Source organism: Bradyrhizobium sp. LB13.1, from assembly GCF_054056815.1.
The window spans coordinates 6,452,397-6,472,981 of record NZ_JBSRYQ010000001.1; the positions used below are offsets into that span (position 1 = coordinate 6,452,397).

The following is a 20,585-nucleotide window of genomic DNA, read 5'->3' on the forward strand; positions in this document are numbered from 1 at the left end:
GAGAGAGTTGCGGATCTTCGCCATCTGCCGCCCTCCGAGCCGGAATTGCTGTAGTCTGATCGTCCGACGCAGGCCTTCCGGGGATTCCACATCGATGCCGCACGACACTCCCGCGAAGAGGTCTTGGCCGCTATTCCGGTCGCTCGCGTCCTATTCGCTGCCTGGCGATCTCATGGCGGGGCTGACGCTGGCGGCCATCGCGATCCCCGAGCAGATGGCCACGGCGCGGCTCGGCGGCTTCGCGCCGCAGATCGGCTTCTTCGCCTTCATGGCGGGATCGCTGGGCTTTGCGATGCTCGGCGGCAACCGCTTCCTGTCCTGCGGCGCGGACTCCACGATCACGCCGATCTTCGCCGGCGGGCTTGCGGCGCTGGCCGCCGCCGGCTCGCCGGACTATCAGGGCCTCGCAATCGCACTGGCGCTGATGGTCGGCGCGATGATGCTGGCCGGCGGCGCGTTCCGCCTCGGCGGCATCGCCAATCTGCTATCGGTGCCGGTCATGGTCGGCTTCCTCGCCGGCATCTCGGTCCACATCATCGTGTCGCAATTGCCGGGCGTGCTGGGCCTGGAATCGCCGAGTGGACCGACGCTCGATCGCATCGGCGTGCTCGCAAGCGAGCTCGGCCGCAGCAATCCCTTCACGCTATGCATTGGCTTCGGTGTGCTGGCCGTGGTCTTCGTCGCCGAGAAGGTCAGCGCAAAAATTCCGGGCGCGCTGATCGGGCTCGTCGCCGCGACCTTGGCCACAATCGCCCTCGGCCTCGAGAGCAAAGGCGTTAACGTCGTGGGCCTCGTGCCCGGCACCCTGCCGCGGCCGACCTTCCCCGATCTTGCACCGGAGCAATGGGTGCGCCTCGTGCCGCTGGCCTTCGTGATCGCGGTCGTGGTGATGGTGCAGACCGCGGCGACGACGCGCTCGTTCCCATCCGATCCCGACAAGCCCGCCGATGTCGATCGCGATTTCCTCGGCGCGGGCGCCGGCAGCGTGCTGGCGGGACTGTTCGGCGCGTTTCCGGTCAATGCCAGCCCGCCGCGAACGGGCATCGTCGCCGAGACCGGCGGGCAATCGCAGCTTGCGGGCCTCGCCGCGGCCGCCATCGTGCTGGCGCTGCTCGCATTCGGAACGGGGTTGCTGCAGCACGTTCCGGACGCCGCGCTCGGCGGCATCCTGCTGTTCGTCGCGCTGCGCATCATCCGCGTGAAGCAGATCGTCACGATCTATCGCCAAGCCCCGAGCGAATTCCTGCTGATCGTCGCCACCGCCGCGCTGATTATCTTGCTGCCGATCCAGCAGGGCGCGTTCCTCGGCATCGTGCTGTCGCTGCTGCACGGCATCTGGAGCACGACCCGCGCGCGGCTGGTCGAGTTCGAGCGCGTGCCGGGCACCACGATCTGGTGGCCGGCGCATCCGCACATCACCGGCGAACGCATCGCCGGTGTGGCCGTGATCGGGCTGCAGGCGCCGCTGTCCTTCCTCAACGCGCCCGGCTTCCGCAGCGACGTGACCAAGGTGCTCGGCGCGACGCCCCCGCAACTGCTGGTACTGGAGGCGAGCGGCATGGTCGAGATCGACTTCACCGCCGCGCAGATCCTGCTGGACGTGTTCAGGGCGTGCAGCGAACAGGGCGTCACGGTGGCGCTGGCCCGGCTGGAATCGGTGCGCGCGCAGGACGCGTTCGAGCGGTTCAGGCTGTTCGAGGCGCTGCCGCGGGACCACGTCTTCCACAGCGTCGACGAGGGCCGTGCGCAAGCTGGCGAGGTAAGGCTCAGTGGTGTTGGGTTGAAATCCGATCGCGCCGCGGGTTCGGTGCACCTCTCCCGCTTGCGGGAGAGGTCGACACGCTCGCAAGAGCGTGGCGGGTGAGGGCTTTATCCACTCGCGATATATCGCTGGTGGAGACACCCTCTCCCCACCCCTCCCCCGCAAGCGAGGGAGGGAGCGCACTTTCCTCGCGGCAACATCCAGCGCTCACTGCACCAGCGTCGGGTGATCGCGCTGTATCGTTTCGCGGATCCAGCTGGCATGGATCGCGCGAAACAGGATCTGCGCGGTCTTGAGGTCGCCCGCTTTCATGCAGAGATCGACGATGCGATGGACTGCGTCGTCACGCATCAGTCCATCCGAGATCTTCATCGCGATTTCCATCGCGACTTTCGCCGCCCGCTCGTAGCGCACGCTCTCGTGCTTGTCGTTGCGCGCAGAGCCTGCCGCACTCGCCGCAGCGGCGTCACAGATCGTACGGATGCGCTCGGCGGCCTCGATGTCGCCGAGCGGCCGTTCGATCGCTTCGTCCCAGATGTCCTGTCGCGTCTTGCGCGCGAACCACTTCATCGCCCCGCCACCCGTGGTCTTCCAGCCGCCGCATCGTCACGCTTCAAACCGCGCCCAGCATAGAGAACCGTGGTGAGATCGGCGAGGCGGTTTTTTCCGCCACACTCCGCGGCTCGCGACACGTTCAGGACGTCCGACGCGGCCCGATCGCCTCGAACTGCGCCTTCTGCTCGTCGTTCAACGTGGCATAGAAATCTTCGAGCGCAGCGCGCACCGATTTGACGCCATCCAGCATCAGGTCGAGCCGCTTGTGCATCGCGGCCATTCGCGCCGGCGGCGTCATCACGTCGTTGGGCTGGCAAGCCGCCTTGAGCGATGCGCTGACCTTCGCGCTGGTATCCTGGAGCACCTGCAGCGCAGCGCGCTGGGTGCCGTCGGGATGAAGCCTCGCCTCGATGTCGGCGCCGGGCCAATCGAGTGCCGCAGACGCTCCGCAATTCTGGACCAGCGATCCACTGGCAGCGTTGGAAGCTGTCGCGCGACGCTGATCGTCGGCCAGCGCATTGAAGCGCGCCTTCTGCTCGTCGCTGAGCGAGGCATAGAATTTATCCAGTGCGGGCTGAACGAGATCGACGGCTTTCTCCATCGCCTCGATGCGCTGCTGCATCGCCGCCAGCCGACCGGGCGCCGTCGCCGCGACCTGCGCCGGACAGGACGCGCGGATCATCTCCGCCGCCTGGATCGAGGCATTGCCGAGATCGTCGAGGCTTGCCCCTTGCGCATCGGTCGGCTGCACCGCAGCTGCGATCTGGTCGATCGGCAGACCGACGATTTCGCGGCGGTCGCTGCCGCAAAGCTGGTCGAGCGCAACGCCTCGCGCTTGCCGTCGTCCCTGCGGACGTTGCGGCAGATAGGCCGAGAGACCGTCATAGCCATAGGGCCCGAAGATGCCGGCATAGACGTCGGGATAGCCGTAGCCCCAGAAGCCGAGACCGTCGCCCCAGATCGTGTAGTCGTAGAGGTCGTTATAGGCGAAAGGCCAGAACAGCGGTCCGACCCAGCCATAGCCGCCCCCTGCATGTTGCCACCATCCGCTGCTTGCGCCATGCCAGCCGGCGAGTGCGGCAGCGGCTGCGATCTGGGCCCGCGCCGCCGGATTGCTGATCAGACGGCCGTTGCGGAAGGCGCTGGAGTGCGCGTTGAGCGCATTGCGAAAATTCGCGGGACGCACGGCCGCATTCCGCATCTGACCGAAGTTCGGGCCCCCATGTCGGGCTCCGGTTGCGAACCGCATCCCGCGATGCCCGCCGCCACCATGCGCGTGCCCGAAACCGTGACCACCGAAATGGCCACCACCATGATGACCACCTCCATGATGACCACCTCCATGACCGCCGCCATGACCACCTCCGTGCCCACCGCCATGGCCACCACCGCCCTTGCCCAGAGCCGTGCCCGCCAGCATTGCAGGCCAGCGCCATCACGGCAATTCCAATGATCGGTCGCAACATCGCATCCTCCCGCAGAGCCGCGCCATTGAGGCATCGGAAGTCTACGGGAATTGGAACCGGCGTGGCTGGGGAAAGTTCCGCGACCGCGATGTCACGCCGGGCGCTACGCCTCCGGCACAATCTTGCCGGGATTGAAGATGTTTTGGGGATCGAGCGCCTTTTTCAGCGCCCGCATCGCGTCGATCGCCTCGGGGCCGAGTTCCGCATTGAGATATTTCTGCTTGCCCTGGCCGATGCCGTGCTCGCCGGTGCAGGTGCCATCCATCGCCTGCGCGCGCTCGACCAGGCGATGCATGAATTCCTCGCCGCGCGCCATCTCATCGGAATCGTTGGTGTCGCAGACCAGCGAGCAGTGGAAATTGCCGTCACCGACATGGCCGACGATCGGCGACAACAGATTGAGGCGCTTGAGATCTTCCTCGGTCTCGTTGACGCAATCGGCCAGGCGCGAGATCGGCACGCAGACGTCGGTCGCGACCACGCCGATGCTGTCCCCGGGCCGCAGCGCCTTGACGGACCAATAGGCGTCGTGCCGCGCCTGCCACAGTTTTGTGCGATCCTCCGGCTTGGTGGTCCAGGAGAAATCGCCGCCGCCGTACTCCCCGGCGATCTCGGCGAAGGCCTTGGACTGCTCGGCGACCTCGATCTCGCTGCCGTGGAATTCCATCAGCAGCAGCGGCGTCTCCGGCAGCGTCAGCTTCGAATAGGCGTTGCAGGCCCGCACCTGCGCAGCGTTGAGCAACTCGATGCGCGCCACGGGAATACCGGTCTGGATCGCCAGGATCACGGCCTGACACGCCCCGTGCACGGTCTCGAACGACACCGCACCGGCCGCGATCGTGTCAGGGATGCCGCGCAGACGGATGGTCAGTTCCGAGATGATGCCGAGCGTGCCCTCGGCGCCGACGAACAGATGCGTCAGGTCGTAGCCGGCGGATGATTTCTTCGCGCGCGTGCCGGTCGTGATGATCTCGCCGTCGCCGCGCACCACCTTCAGCGCCAGCACGCTGTCGCGCATGGTGCCGTAACGCACCGCGTTGGTGCCGGAGGCGCGCGTCGAGGCCATCCCGCCGAGCGAAGCATCCGCGCCGGGATCGATCGGGAAGAACAGGCCCTGGTCGCGCAGATGCTCGTTGAGCGCCTTGCGGGTGACGCCGGGCTGGATCACGCAGTCGAGATCCTCGGCATGGACCGCCAGCACCTTGTTCATGTCGCGCAGGTCGATCGAGATGCCGCCGGCGGGTGCGTTGACCTGGCCCTCGAGCGAGGTGCCGGTGCCGAAGGCGATGACGGGCACGCCGTTCTTCGCGCAGATCCGCACCACGTCCTGAATGTCGGCGGTCTCCTGCGCCATCACCACGCCGTCCGGCGGCTGGTTCACGATCCATGTGGTGGTATGGCCGTGCTGCTCGCGGACGGCCTGCGAGGTGATGAGGCGGTTGCCGAACCGTGCGGCAAGCTGCTCCAGCGCGCTTGCGAGGGCTTTCGGCGCCGGCCGCGGCGGATTATTGGTGATGGTCGTACCCACGGACGTTCCTCCCGACGAGACGAACCGTGGCAAAGGACATCTCACCGGTCAAGTCAAGCGACCGGGCGCATAGCTGGGGAAGAAAACATGCTGGAGACTGCCGCCATAGTGCCATTCCGCGCCGCGATCATGCAGATCGAGCCGCAATGGATCGACTACAACGGCCACCTCAACATGGCCTATTACAACGTGATGTTCGACCGCGCGGTCGACCAGATGTGGCTGACGCTCGGGATTGGACCGGGCTACATGAAGGAGCGCGGCGGCTCGACCTTCACCGCCGAATGCCATGTGCGCTACTTGCGCGAAATCCACCTCGGCGATCCCGTGCAGGTGTCGGTCTGGCTGCTGGAAGCCGACGACAAGCGACTGCACACGTTCCAGGAGTTGCGACACGCGACCGACGGCTGGTTGTCGGCGACCTCCGAAAACATGTCGCTGCACATCGACATGGGCTCACGAAAGGTGGCGGCCTTTCCACCAGACATCCGCGAGCGCATTGCGGCGGTGGTCAAGGCCCACAGTACCGTGCCGCGGGCCGAGGGCATCGGCCGAAGCGTGGCGATGCCCTCGAAGCGGTAATGCATGGATCCGGAAAAGTGCGAAGCGGTTTTCCGGCAAGATCATGCACCAAATCAAACCGCGCTAGACCCTGGTACGGCCGCGAGCCAATCCAACAACGGCCGAGACCAGGAACAGCACGACCGCGATGAAGAAGATGATCTTGGCGATTTCGATCGACGCGCCGGCGAGGCCGCCAAAGCCCAGAATACCGGCGATCAGGGCGATAACCAGAAACGTCACAACCCAGCTAAGCATGATCCGAACCTCTGTTTCGATGTCTGTCTGCGGTCGGCGCGGCTGACGCGCCTCACTTGCAGAACCAATCGCCGACGCGGAACAATGGTTCCGGGCCGCTGAAGCCGGAAATTCGCCTGACCAGCAGGAACAAATTGACTTTCCACGCACGTGGAAAACCCCTCCCCGCAGACCCATATAGGGACCAATCCCTGTTAAGAAGGCTCCCCTTTCACCACCCCGCGGTGCCAACGTGGGGCCAAATGATTCGCATGACCGAGCCGAGCAAGATCCCGTCCCAGAGTGTCCCCGACCACCAGCCCGCAGCCGGCGGCATCGCCGCGCGCGCCTCGGTGGGCCCGAAATATCTGTCCGGGCTCAATCCGGAGCAGCGCGAGGCGGTGGAGACGCTGGACGGCCCGGTTCTGGTGCTGGCCGGCGCCGGCACCGGCAAGACCCGCGTGCTGACCACGCGCATCGCCCATATCCTGAGCCAGGGCCGAGCTCGCCCCGCCGAGATCCTGTCGGTGACCTTCACCAACAAGGCCGCCCGCGAGATGAAGCACCGGCTCGGCCAGATGCTCGGCCATGCCGTCGAAGGCATGCCGTGGCTCGGCACCTTCCACTCCATCGGCGGGCGCATCCTGCGGACCCATGCCGAACTGGCGCAGCTCAAGTCGAACTTCACCGTGCTCGACGTCGACGATCAGGTCCGGCTGCTCAAGCAGCTCCTGCAAGCCGACAATATCGACGACAAGCGCTGGCCGGCGCGCATGCTGGCCGGCCTGATCGACGGCTGGAAGAACCGCGGCCTGACGCCGTCGCAGGTGCCGTCAGGCGAAGCCGCCGTGTTCGGCAACGGCAAGGGCGGCAAGCTCTATGCGAGCTACCAGGAGCGGCTGAAGATCCTGAACGCCGCCGATTTCGGCGATCTGCTGCTCGAAGACATCCGCATCTTCCGCGAGCACCCCGATATCCTGCGGCAGTACCAGCAGCGCTTCAAATTCATCCTGGTCGATGAGTACCAAGACACCAACGTCGCGCAGTATCTGTGGTTGCGGTTGTTGTCGCAGGCGCCGTCGAAGCCAACCACACCCGCTGTCAGTCCGGAGCGGCTCGTAGAGCCGAACTCCGACGTGCAATTGCACGTCGGGGAATCCAGAGATGAGTCCGACAATCGAGATACCGGGTCTGCGCCTTTGGCGCATCCCGGAATGACGACTCCGCCCCCCGTCAAAAACATCTGCTGCGTCGGCGACGACGACCAGTCGATCTATGGCTGGCGCGGGGCGGAGGTCGACAACATCCTGCGCTTCGACCACGATTTTCCCGGCGCCAAGGTTATCCGCCTCGAGCGCAACTACCGCTCGACCGGCCACATCCTCGCCGCCGCCTCGCACCTGATCGCGCACAACGAGGGCCGGCTCGGCAAGACGCTGCGCACCGAGGACCAGGACGGCGAGAAGGTCACGGTGACGGGTTCTTGGGATTCGGAAGAGGAAGCCCGCGGCATCGGCGAGGAGATCGAGCAGATCCAGCGCCAGGGCGACAAGCTCAACGAGATCGCAATTCTCGTGCGCGCCTCCTACCAGATGCGCGAGTTCGAGGACCGTTTCGTCACGCTCGGCCTGCCCTATCGCGTCATCGGCGGCCCGCGTTTCTACGAGCGCGCCGAAATCCGTGATGCGCTGGCTTATTTGCGCGTCATCAACTCACCGGCCGACGATCTCGCCTTCGAGCGCATCGTCAACACGCCCAAGCGCGGCCTTGGCGACGCCACCGTGCAGATGCTGCACGACCACGCCCGCAAGCGCCGCATCCCGCTGTTCGAGGCGGCGCGCGCGGTGGTCGAGACCGACGAGCTGAAGCCGAAGGCGCGCGGAAGCCTGCGCGAGGTCGTCGCCCAGTTCGACCGCTGGCGCGCCCAGCGCGAGGTCACGGCGCATACTGATCTGGCCCAGATCGTGCTCGACGAGAGCGGCTACACCGAGATGTGGCAGAAGGACCGTTCGGCGGACGCCGCGGGCCGGCTCGAGAATCTCAAGGAGCTGGTGCGCTCGATGGAGGAGTTCGAGAACCTGCAAGGGTTTTTGGAGCACATCTCGCTGGTGATGGACCGTGACAGCGGCGCCGATGAGGACGCGGTGTCGCTGATGACGCTGCATTCGGCCAAGGGCCTGGAATTCGACAACGTGTTCCTGCCCGGCTGGGAGGAAGGCCTGTTTCCGAGCCAGCGCACGCTGGACGAACAGGGCCGCGCCGGTCTCGAGGAAGAGCGCCGACTCGGCCATGTCGGCATTACCCGCGCCCGTCGCCGCGCCAAAATCTATTTCGCGACCAACCGCCGGATCCATGGCACCTGGTCGACCACGATCCCGTCGCGCTTCCTCGACGAGCTGCCGGCGGCCAATGTCGAGATCACCGAATCCAAGGGCGGCTCGGCTTGGGGCGGCACCGGCGGCTACGGCGCCTCCCGCTTCGACGACATGGAGGCGTTCGGCTCCACCTATTCGACCCCGGGCTGGCAGCGCGCCCAAGCCAATCGCAATCGCGGCGGCGGCGGGGGCGGCAATGGCGGCCGCGGCAGCTTCGAGGAACAGGCCTCGTCGTTTTCGTCCCAATCGTCCTCCGCCCGATTTCGGCAGCTTCTCCTCGCGCCGCCGCGGCCCGATGACGATCGAGGGTGAGCTGGTCGCCAAATCCACCGGCACGACCTCGGAATTCTCGCTCTCCGACCGCGTCTTCCACCAGAAATTCGGCTACGGCCACGTCACCAAGATCGACGGCAACAAGCTCACCATCCATTTCGACAAGGCAGGCGAGAAGAAGGTCGTGGACAGCTTTGTGCAACGGGCGTGAGCGATTGCGGCGCGCTCACTAAGCGCTAGTTGGCCCGGACTAGTTTTACGGTCAGATGATTCTTTGGGGGAACGTCATGCTGACCGCGAGCCGCGATATCATTCGGCGCCTGGAACGAGAGGGGTGGAAGCTCGTGCGCGTTACCGGCTCCCACCACGTGTTCAAAAGCCCCGTCTCAGGGGAAACGCTCGTCATTCCGCACCCCAAGAAGGACTTGGGAAAGGGATTGGTCCGTGCCATCTACGTGCCATCTAATTGGTCCGTGCCATCTATAAGGGCGCGGGTTGGAAGCCCGACTGAGGTCGAAATGGCTCACTACATTGCCATCATTGAGGACGCCGGTCCGGACCACGCCGTTGGCGTATGGTTTCCCGACCTGCCCGGCTGCGTTTCCGGTGGCGACGATATCGACGAGGCCTTGCACAATGCGCCCGAGGCTCTGGAGCTCTACGCGCAAGATCTGAGTGGGGATGGCCGCCAGCTTCCCCGGCCCAGGACCCTGACCGAGCTCAAGGCCGATCCGAACGTCGCCGACGATCTCAGGAACTACATGGTCGCCCTGATCGAATTGCCGGCCCGCGCAGACGCTGCGGAGTGAGGACTGTTCGCCGCACTGGCCGGCCTGTCGACAGTTCTGGTCCGAACAGGCCTTGACCACCGCGAACTTCCCCGTATCAGATGCAGCCATGGTCCGGGGCTCCATCACACTGATCTTGCTGGCATTGGGTATGCCGTCGCTTGCGGCGGCGGAGACCATGAGCTTTGGCGATTCACTCGGGCTCCTGGCCAAGAGTTGCGGTGCGGAAATCGTTGCCAATTGCCGCGGCGTCAACCCGGACTCGACCCGCCTGAAGGAGTGCCTTTCCCGCAACCGCGACGTGCTCTCGCAGCAGTGCCAGAGCGACTATCTCGGCGCCTTCGATGCCATCCAGAAGCGCGTTGCCGCCCGCGTCACCGTGGCGAACGTCTGCCAGCGCGAGATCGTCAAGGTCTGCGGCGGCTCGACCAAGGAGACCAGCAAGGCGATCCCCTGCCTGATCTCGACGCCCAAGGGCATCAGCAACAACTGCCTGAAGGCCGTCGACGACGCGGGATATCGGTGATGCGCGCGAACACGCTTTCCACCGCCGCAATTGGCATCGCGCTCGGTCTTGCCCTGCTCGCGGGCGCGGCAGAAGCGCAGACGGCGCCGCCGACCCGCGACGACATCGTCGCCAAGCTCAACCATTTCGAACAACCCGCTGAGATCGATATCCCCGCGCTGAAGCTGCAGGTGATGGAGCGGGCCAAGGCCAGGATCAAGAACGATCCGGGTCCGGTGAACCGGCCGCTGATCGCGCCGGATCTGGCCAATTTGCCGACCTTCACCGCGCAGATCCAGTTCGACGCCGACACGCCGATCATCCAGCCGGCGTCCTACCAGGCCGTAGGCCGCATTGCCGACGCGCTGGTCCATGCCTCGCTGCTGCCCTACACCTTCCTGATCGTCGGCCATGTCGAATCCAACGTGAAGACGCGCGAGGCTAACGCGATCCTGAGCCAGCGCCGCGCGGACGCGATCCGCGACGTGCTGGTGAACACGTTCAAGATCTCGACCAAGCGGCTGCATCCGATCGGCCTCGGCGAGGAGCAGTTTCTCGACCGAGCCAAGCCGACCTCGACCGCCAACGGCCAGTTGCAGATCCAGACCTTTGCCAAGCTGCCGGAGGACGAGCCTGCGCGCCCGGCTGCCGCGCCTGCGCCTGCGACGAAAAAGCCGGCCAGGAAGCACTGAGCGCATGCGCCCCGGCGCCTGACGGAACCCTTTGAAGTCTTGCCCTTTTGTGACCTGTCTCACAGCGCGACAGATCGGCTTTGCGCGACAATAACGCCGGTTTGTGCACCGCGCTATCAGGTGCTATAGGCTTTTTTCGCCCTTCCCCGACCCCATGCTGCACGAGACCGAGATGGCCAGTTATTTTCAACGCCAACTGGCCGACTACGTCCAATATCATCGCGATCCCTGGAACTGCGCGATGCACGTGGTCGGCATCCTCCTGCTCTTCACCGGGGCCGTACTGCCGCTGACCCTGGTGCACGTCCCGCTGTTCGGGATCGAGGTGAGCCTGGCCGTGATTTTTGCTCTGCCCGTGCTGGTCTACTGGCTGATGCTGGACGCCGGGATCGGGCTCGGCATCCTCGCCTCGATGATCGTGCTGCTTTCTGTCGCAACCGCGATCGGCAATCAGGTCTCGATCGTCATGATGTGGTCGATTTTTGCGGTGCTGATCGGGTCTGGCGTCGCATCGCAGATCGTCGGTCACAAGGTTTTTGAGGAGCGGCAGCCGTCGATGGTTGACCACCCCGCCCATTTCTTGCTCGGACCGATGTTTGTCATGGCGAAATTATTCATTGCATTGGGCTTCCGTCGCGACCTTGCCGCGATTATGGCGCCTCTTCCGACCAATTCCCTTTCAACCCGATAGTTCTAGACGCGAAACAGCAAACCTTCTGCATGGCTCTCGTACTGGTTACCGGTGGCAGCGGCTTCATCGGACATCATCTCGTAGAAGCGCTCCGCGCCCGTGGGCAGCGGGTGCGTGTTCTCGATGTGCGTGCGCCGGCCACGGCGAATGCCGACGTTGAATATGCCCATGGATCGGTGCTGGACGGCGCCGCGGTCGATGCCGCGATCGCGGGCGTCGATCAGGTCTATCACCTCGCCGGCCTGCCCGGCATGTGGGTCGCCGACAAGCAGGCCTTTCACGACGTCAATTGCCGCGGCACAGAGATCGTGCTCGCGGCGGCGATGAAGCGTGGCGTCTCCCGCTTCCTGCACTGCTCGACGGAATCGATCCTGTTCCCGTATTCTGACCTGGGCGGTGTTCCCGCCGAAGAAGCGCTGCAGCCAGCTGATGCCATGCCGGGCGCCTACACGCGGTCGAAATCGCTGGCCGAGCATTGCGCCGCGAAGGCGGCCGCTGAAGGTTTTCCGCTGGTGATCGGCACGCCGACCATGCCGATCGGTGCTGCCGACCACAATCTGACGCCGCCGACCGCGATGCTGTGGTACTTCCTCCAGAAGAAGGTGCAACCGCACCTCAACTTCCTGGTCAATCTCGTCGACGTCCGCGACGTGGCCATGGGCCTCGTGCTGACCATGGAACGCGGCCGCATCGGCCAGCGCTACATCCTCGGCGGCGATTGCGTTCCGCTCGGCCAGATCCTGCGAATGATGTCCACGATGAGGGGCCGCCGGCAGTTCCCGGTCGTCGTTCCCGGCAAGATTGCCGAGCTCTCTGCGATCATGCTCGAATATCTATCCGATCACGTCACGCGCCGGCCGCCCAACGGCACCGCCGAGGGCGTGCGCATCGCGCTCGCGGCGAGCGACCTCTCGATCGACAAGGCGCGCACCGAGCTCGGCTACTCGCCGCGCCCGGTCGAGCCGGTCCTGCGCGAAACCATCACCCATCTTCTCGCCCGCGGCGGCGCGCTTGCCTCCAGCGCCATCGAGCATCACGCGCTCTCCTCGCGCGCCAGCTGAGCTGCCGCCAACCCAAAGAACCTTTCCGCATGTCCTTCGATTTCAGCAAGCTTCTCTCTGTCGCCTGGGGTGGTTGGACCACGACCTGGCCGACGCAACTGCTCGCCCTGATCTGGCTCGCCTGGCTCGCAAGCTGGGTCGGCGCCTCGTTCTGGCAAGGCCGCACCCAGAAGCAGGTGATGACGCTGGAGTCCGGGCGCTATCGCATCCCGATCCTGGTCGGCGGCATCCTGTTCACACCGTGGACCGCGGAAGTGCTCGGTGAGAAGCCGCTCTGGGTGTTCAGCAATACCGCTGTCTATATCACGGCCCTGATCGTGCTGGCCGGCATCTCCTTCACCTGGTGGGGACGGCTGCATCTCGGACAATTCTGGTCCAACACCATCACTCACAAGCAAGACCACCGCGTCATCGACACCGGCCCGTACGGCATCGTGCGCCATCCGATCTACACCGGCCTGATCCTCGGCATGCTGGTGACCGGCATCGCGGTCGGCACGGTGACTGCGATGCTCGGCGCGATCCTGATCTCGCTCGGCATGTGGCAGAAGGGCCGGATGGAAGAGGTGTTCCTGTCCAAGGAGCTCGGCGAAGACGCCTACGGCGCCTATTGCCGCCGCGTGCCGATGATCATCCCGTTCCTGGCGCCGCGGTGAAGTAGCAGACCGCGTCCACCATTTTCTCTGCCAGCGTTAGTGCCAACTCCGTCATCCTGAGGCGCGAGGTTTGCGATGCGCATGCATCGCGAGCCGAGCCTCGAAGGATGCGCGGCCAAGATGCAGCCGGCCGGCCATCCTTCGAGGCTCCCCATGCGTCGCTTCGCGCCCCATGGCTCGCACCTCAGGATGACGGTGATGGATTAGCGCGCTCTGAACATTCCGCCGAGGAACTGCCCTCCTTCCAGCCCGTTGACGCCTCGCCACCTGCACTGACCGCAGAGCATCGAGCATGTCCGACGCCTACGATTATTTTCGCGAGCACGCGATCGCCGCCGTCCGCAAGGCGCGGGCACTGCCGCCCGGGCAGTCGAAGCAGAAGCAGCGCACGGTGGCGCGAGTCTATCAGCTCCTGTCCAGAGAGGCTGCGCTCGCGCCGAACATCCATCATCTGGATGATTTTCGCGCGGCGCGCGGGCTGGAGCGGCAGATCGGCCGCTGATCTCCGGGCACAGCCCGTCGGCGGTCGTCCCATGCAAATTCGAACGGCTGCCATTCCACGGGAATAGAGCCCGACGGCGTGCCACACAGGTTGACGTCTGCCCCGTCAGCCAGTTGGATGCGCGCGCAAACAGGGGCTTCTCATGACTTTTTCCAGCATCTTTGCGCAGTTCGTTGCGCTCCTCGGTGGCATCGCGCTGCAATGGCGGAAGCTGTCGGGCACCGTGCCCGCGCCGGCCTGGGGCCAGTCGCCCGCCATTCCCCAAGCAAAGCCGCAAGGCGCCATCCCGACATTGAAGATGCCGACGGCGCGCGGCTGGAGCGAGGGACAGAAGCCGACGGTCGCTCCCGGGCTCAAGGTCAATGCGTTCGCGACCGGCCTCGACCATCCGCGCTGGATCGAAGTGCTGCCCAATGGCGACGTGCTGATTGCGGAAGCGACGCAGATCGCGGGCGCGCCGAGGTCGGTGTTTCATTACGCGATGCAGGCGACGATGCGGCGCGCCGCCGCGCTCGGCGTCAGCGCCAACCGCATCACGCTGCTCCGCGACAAGGACGGTGACGGCGTCGCCGAAGTCCGCGGAGCCTCTTCATGGAGAATCTCAGCCAGCCGTTCGGCATGGCGCTGGTCGGCGACACCTTCTATGTCGGCAACACCGATGGCGTGATGGCCTTCCCGTACGTGGCGAACGCCGACCGCATCACCGCGCCGGGCAAGCGCCTCACCACATTCAAGCCGAACGGCCACTGGACGCGCAGCCTGCTGGCAAGCCCCGACGGCAAAAAGCTTTATGCCGGCGTCGGCTCGCTCAGCAACATCGCCGAGATGGGCATGGAGGTCGAGCAAGGCCGCGCCGCGGTCTACGAGCTCGATCTCGTCGCCGGGACGCACCGCATCTTCGGCGCCGGACTGCGCAATCCGGTCGGATTGGCCTGGGAGCCGACCACGAACGTGCTCTGGACCGTCGTCAACGAGCGCGACGGCCTCGGCGACGAGACGCCGCCGGACTATCTGACCTCGGTGCGCGACGGCGGCTTCTACGGCTGGCCCTATTGCTACTGGGGCAAGACGGTGGACGATCGCGTGCCCGCAGGATCCGACGCTGGTCGCCAAGGCGCTCACGCCGGACTATGCGCTCGGCGGACACACCGCTTCGCTCGGCCTGTGCTGGATGCCGGCGGGTACACTGCCCGGCTTCCCGGACGGCATGGCGATCGGCCAGCACGGCTCGTGGAATCGCAGCAAGCTGTCCGGCTACAAACTGGTGTTCATCCCGTTCGAGAACGGAAAGCCCTCCGGTCCCGGTCGCGACATCCTGTCGGGCTTCCTGGCCCCGGACGAGAAGGAATCCTACGGCCGCCCGGTTGGCGTCGTGATTGGCCCCGACAAGAAGTCGCTGCTGATGGCCGACGACGTCGGCAACGTGATCTGGCGCGTGACGGGCGCGTGAAGGTTACGTTCCGACGCAGAGCGTGGCGCGCTGCTTGCGGAGCAGCGCGATCACCGACAGTGCCGTGATCAGGCCGGTCTTGGGATTTTCGGACGGGATATTCTCGATCGACATCGAGAAGCGCGCCGCATCCGCCTCGACCTCGATACGATGAACATTGCGTGTCACGGTCGGGTCGGCCCAGATCTGCACCAAGGTGCGGTCCGGCCCGACGCCCGCGAGCGACAGCGCGACCGCGACGTTGAGATTGGCCGGAAAACCCTTTGCAGCCTCGCGCGCGGAGCCTTCGAACAGCTTGAGCGGCTCGCGCAGATTGTCGATATCGATATTGTTCTCGACGATGAACGGCGCGCCCCGCAAGCCGTCGATCGGCTTGCGCGTCACCATCTTCACCGAATGAATGGTGCCGATGGCGGCGGCGTTGACGGCGTCGAGTCCGATCAGCGCGCCGGTAGGCACCAGGATGCGGCCGCCATTGGCGCGGGCGAGATCGACAAGATCGAAATTGTCGAGCAGCCCACCGACGCTGACGACGACCGCGGCCTTGCCGCGCTTCACCGCGGGCTCGACGATCGCGCGCAACTGGCTGCTCGGCGCACACTCCACCACAATATCGGCGGCGTCCCCGAGTTGGTCGATCGGCATGATTTGCGGCGGATGACGCAGGCCGGAGAGGAATGTCTGATGCTTTGCGGGATCGCGCACCGCCACGGCAGAAAGAGTCAGGCCCTCGATGCCCTGATCGAGCGCGGTTGCGATCTTGGTGCCGATCGAGCCGAGCCCTGCGATGGCAACCCGCAATTCGTCCGAAGCTCGCCGTTCAGTCATCGCATCCACCCTCTCGCCAGCCGATGTCATAGCCGCTCAGGCGTCGCGCGCATAGCTGCGCAGGCGCGTCTCGAGCACCGACAGCATCGCGTCGCGGGCCGGGTCGCGCGAGCCGCGCAGCCATACGGCAGCGAGCGGCAGCCGGCCGACGGGGCCGATCTGCTTGGGCCGCAGCGGCACGAAGCGCACGCCTGATACCGCCATCCGCGTGGTCCAGCGCGGCACGATCGCAACCCCGAGCTTCGTTGCGACGAGATTGATGATGGTCTGCTTCTCGTCGGCGACCTGCACGATGCGTGGCGTCAATCCGGCCTGCTCGAACAGTTTTATCGTGAGGTCGTGGCTGTGCGGCCGCGAGCGGCGGTCCGGCACCAGCATCGCCTCGTCGGCGATCTGGGACAGCGTGATCGCCTTGCGTTCGGCGAGCGCGTGGCGCTGCGGGAACGCCACGATGGCTGTCTCCTGCAGGAGATCGCGGAATTCGAGCCGCTTGTCCCGCTGATGGGGGGACGCACGAAGGCGAGATCGAGCGCGCCGGTCAAAATCTTTGGCAGGCAGCCGCACCGTCTTGTCCTCGAGAAGCTGCACCGCGACCTCCGGATGCTTTGCGCGAAAATCGCGGAGTAACGCCGGCAAAAGTCCTGCTGCGGCACTGTCGATAGCACCGACCCGGAGTTTTCGAGCAGCCCCCGCGCGCGAGCGATTGCGCAGATTGCTCTCGACCGCCTCGACGCGGGCGAGGATGGCACGGGCATCGCGCAGCAGAGTCGCGCCATCTTCCGTCAGCGACACCGCACGCGTCGTCCGCGCGAATAGCCGCGTGCCCAGATCCTCCTCAAGCAGCCTGATCTGGCGGCCGAGCGCGGAAGGCAGCATCTGGAGATGCTGCGCCGCGCGGCCGAAATGCAACTGCTCGGCCGCCGCCGCGAAGCATCGAAGCTGATGCAATTCCATTCCCTATCCTCTCGTCCCGCTCCCGGAGACGATTATATCATTTTTTTGTATAAACCAGCGCCAATTGAGTCCCGGGCCTTCCTCCGCCTAGGCTCCTTGTCGGCATGGACCACCGGGTCTGCCGATAACGAGAAAAACGGGACAGGGGGGCTGGGATGGCGAGCGAGATTCAGACGCGCGTGCTGCGCAAGATCACATGGCGCATCGTTCCGTTCATCATGCTGCTCTACTTCGTGGCCTTCATCGACCGCGTCAATATCGGCTTCGCTTCGCTGACGATGAACAAGGACATCGGCCTGTCGCCGACCGTCTACGGTTTTGGCGCCGGCATCTTCTTCTGGGGCTACTTCCTGTTCGAGGTGCCCTCCAACATCATCCTGCACAAGGTCGGCGCGCGGATCTGGATCGCGCGGGTGATGGTCACCTGGGGCATCGTCTCGGCCGCGATGGCCTTCGTACAGGGGCCGACCAGCTTCTATGTGCTTCGCTTCCTGCTCGGCGTCGCCGAGGCCGGGTTCTTTCCCGGCATCATCCTCTATCTCTCCTACTGGTTTCCGGCGCGCCAGCGTGCCGCGGTGACCGCGCTGTTCATGGCGGCGGCGCCGCTCTCGACCGTGCTGGGCTCGCCAGTCTCCGGTGCGCTCCTGGAGATGGACGGAATGCTCGGCTTCAAGGGCTGGCAATGGCTGTTCGTGCTGGAAGCGTTTCCGGCCGTGCTGCTCGGCTTCGTCGTGCTGGCATTCCTCACCGACCGCCCGGAGAAAGCCAAATGGCTCGCGGATGACGAGCGGCGCTGGCTGGTCGAGACCATGAACGTAGAGAGCACCAGCAAGGCTGCGACCTCGAAGCATAGCATCTGGCGCGGGCTCGCCGATCCGCGCGTGCTGGCGCTGGCGCTGATCTATTTCGGCACTTCGGCCGGCCTCTACACGCTCGGCGTCTGGGCGCCGCAGATCATCAAGCAGTTCGGCCTGTCCACGCTCCAGGTCGGGTTCCTCAATGCGTTGCCGGCGAGCGCCGCCGTCGTCGCCATGGTGCTGTGGGCGCGGCATTCGGACCGCACAGGCGAACGCACCTGGCACGTCGTGCTGGCCTGCCTGCTCGCGGCCGCGGGGCTTGCGTTTGCCGGACTTGCGATCGGCGTCGTGACCGTGCTGGTCGCGCTGACACTCGTCAATATCGGCATCTCCTCGGCAAAACCGCCGCTCTGGAGCATGCCGACGCTGTTCCTGTCGGGCCCTGCGGCCGCAGCCGGCATCGCCACCATCAACTCGATCGGCAATCTCGGCGGCTTCGTCGGTCCCGCCATGATCGGTTGGATCAAGGACCAGACCGGCAGTTTCGTCGGCGGGCTCTACTTCGTGGCCGGCCTGCTTGTTCTCTCCGCGGTCCTGACCCTGCTATTGTCGCGCGTGAAGACCGCGCCCGTCGAACCCGTCACACAATCCCATTGATATCTGAAACGGAGCACCCCATGCGCACCCATTTGATTGCAGCGATCCCCGCCGACGGCATCGGCCCCGAAGTCATCTCCGCCGGCGTTCGCGTGCTGGAGGCACTGGCCAAACGCAGCGGCGATCTCGCCTTCAACATCAAAACCTTCGACTGGGGCTCGGACTATTACAAGAAGCACGGCCTGATGATGCCGGCTGACGGCCTTGCCGAGCTCAAGAAATTCGACGCGATCTATTTCGGCGCGGTCGGCGCGCCCGACGTGCCCGATCACATCACGCTGTGGGGCCTGCGGCTGCCGATCTGCCAGGGTTTTGACCAATACGCCAATGTGCGGCCGACCAAGATCTTGCCGGGCGTCGCCTCGCCGCTGCGCAATGTCGGCGTCGGCGATCTCGACTGGGTGATCGTGCGCGAGAATTCGGAGGGCGAGTATGCCGGCATGGGCGGCCGCGCCCACAGGGGTCTCCCCGAAGAGGTCGGCACCGAGGTCGCGGTGTTCACCCGCGTCGGCGTGACGCGGATCATGCGCTACGCGTTCAAGCTCGCGCAGTCGCGACCGCGCAAATTCCTGACGGTCGTGACCAAGTCGAACGCTCAGCGGCACGGCATGGTGATGTGGGACGAGATCGCCGCCGAGGTCTCGGCCGAATTCCCTGATGTCGCCTGGGACAAGATGCTGGTCGACGCCATGACCGTGCGCATGACGCTGCATCCCAAGAGCCTCGACACCATCGTGGCGACCAACCTGCACGCCGACATCCTCTCCGACCTCGCCGGCGCGCTGGCCGGCAGCCTCGGCGTGGCGCCGACCGGCAACATCGATCCGGAGCGCCGCTTCCCCTCGATGTTCGAGCCGATCCACGGTTCGGCCTTCGACATCACCGGCAAAGGCATCGCCAATCCGGTCGCGACGTTCTGGACCGGCGCGCAGATGCTGGAGCATCTCGGCGAGAAGGACGCTGCAATTCGATTGATGGCGGCCGTCGAACGCGTCTGCGCGGCCGGCGTCCTGACGCCCGATGTCGGCGGCAAGGCGACGACACGGGAAGTGACCGACGCCGTGATCGACGCGATCCACGGATCGAATGCTTAAGATCGCAGCCTCTAATTGAGGTTAGTCTTGCGGCAGATTCGCTGTACCTCTCCCGCTTGCGGGAGGTCGACGCGCGAAGCGCGGCGGGTGGGGGCTCTCTCCTCTCGGGGGTTCTCGATCGCGGAGGCACCCTCTCCCCACCCCGCTCCCGCACGCGGGAGAGGGAGCGCACCGCCGCCGTGGTCGCGATGAGACCAGGCTTCTACCTCCGCCCAGCAGGCGGAGTTGCCATCGCGGCAGCCGGCGCGGGCGGCGCCAGATGGCGCGGGACGATGATGGACTGGCCGGGGGTGAGCTGTGCGTTCTCCGCCAGCGAATTGCTCTGCGCGAGCGACCACAGCGGCACGCGATTAGCTGCGGCGATGCTCTCCATGGTGTCGCCCCGGCGCACCGGTAGACGCACGCCGCTATCCCACAATTCGACCAGCGTATTCGCAGGCACGAGATAACGCAGCGGCACGGCATCGATTTGAGTCTGGGGCGGGATCCGCGGCAACTGCGTGACCATCTCGATGATCTGACGATGGATGTCGTCGGACTTCTCGATGTTGATGTGGCTGACCCGCGAATTCTCCTTCAGGTCGTAGCTCGCATAATGACCGCGATAGCCCGGCACGGCCACCACGTTGCCACCGCCGAGCACGCTGTCGGAGAGGAAGATGTTGATGAAGCGCTCGACATTGAGCGGCACGTCGCCGGTCGCATGCGCGGGATCGATGGTGATGACGAGGCTGATCGGGATGTTCTCCTTGGCCGCCATCTCGGAGATGACGATTGAGCACAGCCCCCCCATCGAATGCCCGATCAGCACGATCGGAGCCGGTGCCTCCTTGTAGCTGGAGATAGCGCGGTCACCGATCCATCGGCAGATGGTGAATTCATAGACGTTGGCCGAAAAGCCGGCCTGCGTCAGCTTCTCTTCGAGCCGGTCCATGCCGGTGGAGAAGAACGGCCCCATGGCGCCGCGGAAGAGGTAGATTTTCGGCGGCGCCAATGGCTCGAACGGTGGGGGCGGTGGCGCGGCGGGTGCGGCCGCAATGGGCTTCGATTTGGCGGGTGAGGCAACGGCCATGCCGGGGCTTAGGGCGAGCAGCGCAACCGCTGCCAGTACGACTGGTCGCCTCAAATCCATCATCAGTCCAGCAGTCCCACC

20 protein-coding genes and 3 pseudogenes are annotated in these 20,585 nt (G+C 65.3%); 16 read left to right on the forward strand and 7 right to left on the reverse strand.

Features of this window, described 5'->3' with window-relative positions:
* Positions 1 to 94 precede the first annotated feature (94 nt).
* A pseudogene (locus tag ACVWYI_RS31230) lies at positions 95 to 1,763 on the forward strand (SulP family inorganic anion transporter).
* Between the two features lie 206 nt (positions 1,764 to 1,969).
* On the opposite strand, the gene ACVWYI_RS31235 reads toward ACVWYI_RS31230, so the two are convergent.
* Positions 1,970 to 2,332, reverse strand: coding sequence for a hypothetical protein (locus ACVWYI_RS31235; RefSeq protein WP_456664070.1), 363 nt, complete (start codon positions 2,330 to 2,332; stop codon positions 1,970 to 1,972).
* A gap of 124 nt (positions 2,333 to 2,456) precedes the next feature.
* Positions 2,457 to 3,518 (reverse strand): Spy/CpxP family protein refolding chaperone, encoded by a 1,062-nt coding sequence (locus tag ACVWYI_RS31240; RefSeq protein ID WP_456664071.1) that lies wholly within the window; start codon positions 3,516 to 3,518, stop codon positions 2,457 to 2,459.
* A gap of 54 nt (positions 3,519 to 3,572) precedes the next feature.
* Here ACVWYI_RS31240 and ACVWYI_RS31245 point away from each other — a divergent pair, with 54 nt between their 5' ends.
* Positions 3,573 to 3,770 (forward strand): hypothetical protein, encoded by a 198-nt coding sequence (locus ACVWYI_RS31245; protein ID WP_456664072.1) that lies wholly within the window; start codon positions 3,573 to 3,575, stop codon positions 3,768 to 3,770.
* A 116-nt stretch (positions 3,771 to 3,886) separates the two neighbouring features.
* On the opposite strand, the gene ACVWYI_RS31250 is transcribed toward ACVWYI_RS31245, so the two are convergent.
* Positions 3,887 to 5,311 (reverse strand): FAD-binding oxidoreductase, encoded by a 1,425-nt coding sequence (locus tag ACVWYI_RS31250; RefSeq protein ID WP_456664073.1) that lies wholly within the window; start codon positions 5,309 to 5,311, stop codon positions 3,887 to 3,889.
* 87 nt (positions 5,312 to 5,398) lie between these two features.
* Here ACVWYI_RS31250 and ACVWYI_RS31255 point away from each other — a divergent pair, with 87 nt between their 5' ends.
* A complete protein-coding gene (locus tag ACVWYI_RS31255) occupies positions 5,399 to 5,893 on the forward strand; it encodes a thioesterase family protein (protein ID WP_456664074.1) in 495 nt (164 codons plus the stop codon).
* A 63-nt stretch (positions 5,894 to 5,956) separates the two neighbouring features.
* Here ACVWYI_RS31255 and ACVWYI_RS31260 read toward each other — a convergent pair whose 3' ends face one another.
* Positions 5,957 to 6,130 (reverse strand): DUF1328 domain-containing protein, encoded by a 174-nt coding sequence (locus tag ACVWYI_RS31260; protein ID WP_007613448.1) that lies wholly within the window; start codon positions 6,128 to 6,130, stop codon positions 5,957 to 5,959.
* Between the two features lie 251 nt (positions 6,131 to 6,381).
* Here ACVWYI_RS31260 and ACVWYI_RS31265 point away from each other — a divergent pair, with 251 nt between their 5' ends.
* From ACVWYI_RS31265 to ACVWYI_RS31315, 11 genes and pseudogenes are all read left to right on the forward strand, one after another.
* Positions 6,382 to 8,796, forward strand: a complete 2,415-nt coding sequence (locus ACVWYI_RS31265) for an ATP-dependent helicase (protein ID WP_456664075.1) — start codon at positions 6,382 to 6,384, stop codon at positions 8,794 to 8,796.
* Positions 8,780 to 8,968 (forward strand): hypothetical protein, encoded by a 189-nt coding sequence (locus tag ACVWYI_RS31270; RefSeq protein WP_456664076.1) that lies wholly within the window; start codon positions 8,780 to 8,782, stop codon positions 8,966 to 8,968. The genes ACVWYI_RS31265 and ACVWYI_RS31270 overlap by 17 nt, the downstream gene beginning before the upstream one ends.
* A 76-nt stretch (positions 8,969 to 9,044) precedes the next feature.
* Positions 9,045 to 9,197 (forward strand): annotated as a pseudogene (locus ACVWYI_RS31275) (type II toxin-antitoxin system HicA family toxin); the annotation flags it as partial.
* 78 nt (positions 9,198 to 9,275) lie between these two features.
* Positions 9,276 to 9,566 (forward strand): type II toxin-antitoxin system HicB family antitoxin, encoded by a 291-nt coding sequence (locus tag ACVWYI_RS31280; protein ID WP_456664597.1) that lies wholly within the window; start codon positions 9,276 to 9,278, stop codon positions 9,564 to 9,566.
* A gap of 88 nt (positions 9,567 to 9,654) precedes the next feature.
* Entirely contained in the window at positions 9,655 to 10,071 is a 417-nt protein-coding gene (locus ACVWYI_RS31285; RefSeq protein WP_247347651.1) for a hypothetical protein, read from the forward strand.
* Positions 10,071 to 10,742 (forward strand): OmpA family protein, encoded by a 672-nt coding sequence (locus ACVWYI_RS31290; RefSeq protein ID WP_456664077.1) that lies wholly within the window; start codon positions 10,071 to 10,073, stop codon positions 10,740 to 10,742. The genes ACVWYI_RS31285 and ACVWYI_RS31290 overlap by 1 nt, the downstream gene beginning before the upstream one ends.
* A 154-nt stretch (positions 10,743 to 10,896) precedes the next feature.
* On the forward strand, positions 10,897 to 11,433 hold the full coding sequence (locus ACVWYI_RS31295) for an Mpo1 family 2-hydroxy fatty acid dioxygenase (RefSeq protein WP_456664078.1): 537 nt from the start codon (positions 10,897 to 10,899) through the stop codon (positions 11,431 to 11,433).
* A 29-nt stretch (positions 11,434 to 11,462) separates the two neighbouring features.
* A complete protein-coding gene (locus ACVWYI_RS31300) occupies positions 11,463 to 12,494 on the forward strand; it encodes an NAD-dependent epimerase/dehydratase family protein (RefSeq protein WP_456664079.1) in 1,032 nt (343 codons plus the stop codon).
* A 29-nt stretch (positions 12,495 to 12,523) separates the two neighbouring features.
* A complete protein-coding gene (locus ACVWYI_RS31305; protein WP_247347659.1) occupies positions 12,524 to 13,150 on the forward strand; it encodes a methyltransferase family protein in 627 nt (208 codons plus the stop codon).
* A gap of 292 nt (positions 13,151 to 13,442) precedes the next feature.
* Positions 13,443 to 13,652 carry a hypothetical protein gene (locus ACVWYI_RS31310; protein ID WP_354049359.1) on the forward strand — a complete coding sequence of 70 codons (210 nt, stop codon included), beginning with the start codon at positions 13,443 to 13,445 and terminating at the stop codon, positions 13,650 to 13,652.
* Positions 13,653 to 13,794: 142 nt separating this feature from the next.
* A pseudogene (locus ACVWYI_RS31315) lies at positions 13,795 to 15,102 on the forward strand (PQQ-dependent sugar dehydrogenase).
* A 3-nt stretch (positions 15,103 to 15,105) separates the two neighbouring features.
* On the opposite strand, the gene ACVWYI_RS31320 reads toward ACVWYI_RS31315, so the two are convergent.
* Positions 15,106 to 15,930: an aspartate dehydrogenase gene (locus ACVWYI_RS31320; protein ID WP_456664080.1), complete on the reverse strand. Its 825-nt coding sequence runs from the start codon at positions 15,928 to 15,930 to the stop codon at positions 15,106 to 15,108.
* Between the two features lie 36 nt (positions 15,931 to 15,966).
* On the reverse strand, positions 15,967 to 16,884 hold the full coding sequence (locus ACVWYI_RS31325; RefSeq protein ID WP_456664081.1) for a LysR substrate-binding domain-containing protein: 918 nt from the start codon (positions 16,882 to 16,884) through the stop codon (positions 15,967 to 15,969).
* Between the two features lie 155 nt (positions 16,885 to 17,039).
* Here ACVWYI_RS31325 and ACVWYI_RS31330 point away from each other — a divergent pair, with 155 nt between their 5' ends.
* Entirely contained in the window at positions 17,040 to 18,338 is a 1,299-nt protein-coding gene (locus tag ACVWYI_RS31330) for a D-galactonate transporter (RefSeq protein ID WP_456664082.1), read from the forward strand.
* A 20-nt stretch (positions 18,339 to 18,358) separates the two neighbouring features.
* Positions 18,359 to 19,432 carry a tartrate dehydrogenase gene (locus ACVWYI_RS31335; protein WP_456664083.1) on the forward strand — a complete coding sequence of 358 codons (1,074 nt, stop codon included), beginning with the start codon at positions 18,359 to 18,361 and terminating at the stop codon, positions 19,430 to 19,432.
* A gap of 202 nt (positions 19,433 to 19,634) precedes the next feature.
* On the opposite strand, the gene ACVWYI_RS31340 is transcribed toward ACVWYI_RS31335, so the two are convergent.
* Positions 19,635 to 20,567, reverse strand: a complete 933-nt coding sequence (locus tag ACVWYI_RS31340; RefSeq protein WP_456664084.1) for a LysM peptidoglycan-binding domain-containing protein — start codon at positions 20,565 to 20,567, stop codon at positions 19,635 to 19,637.
* Between the last annotated feature and the right edge of the window lie 18 nt (positions 20,568 to 20,585).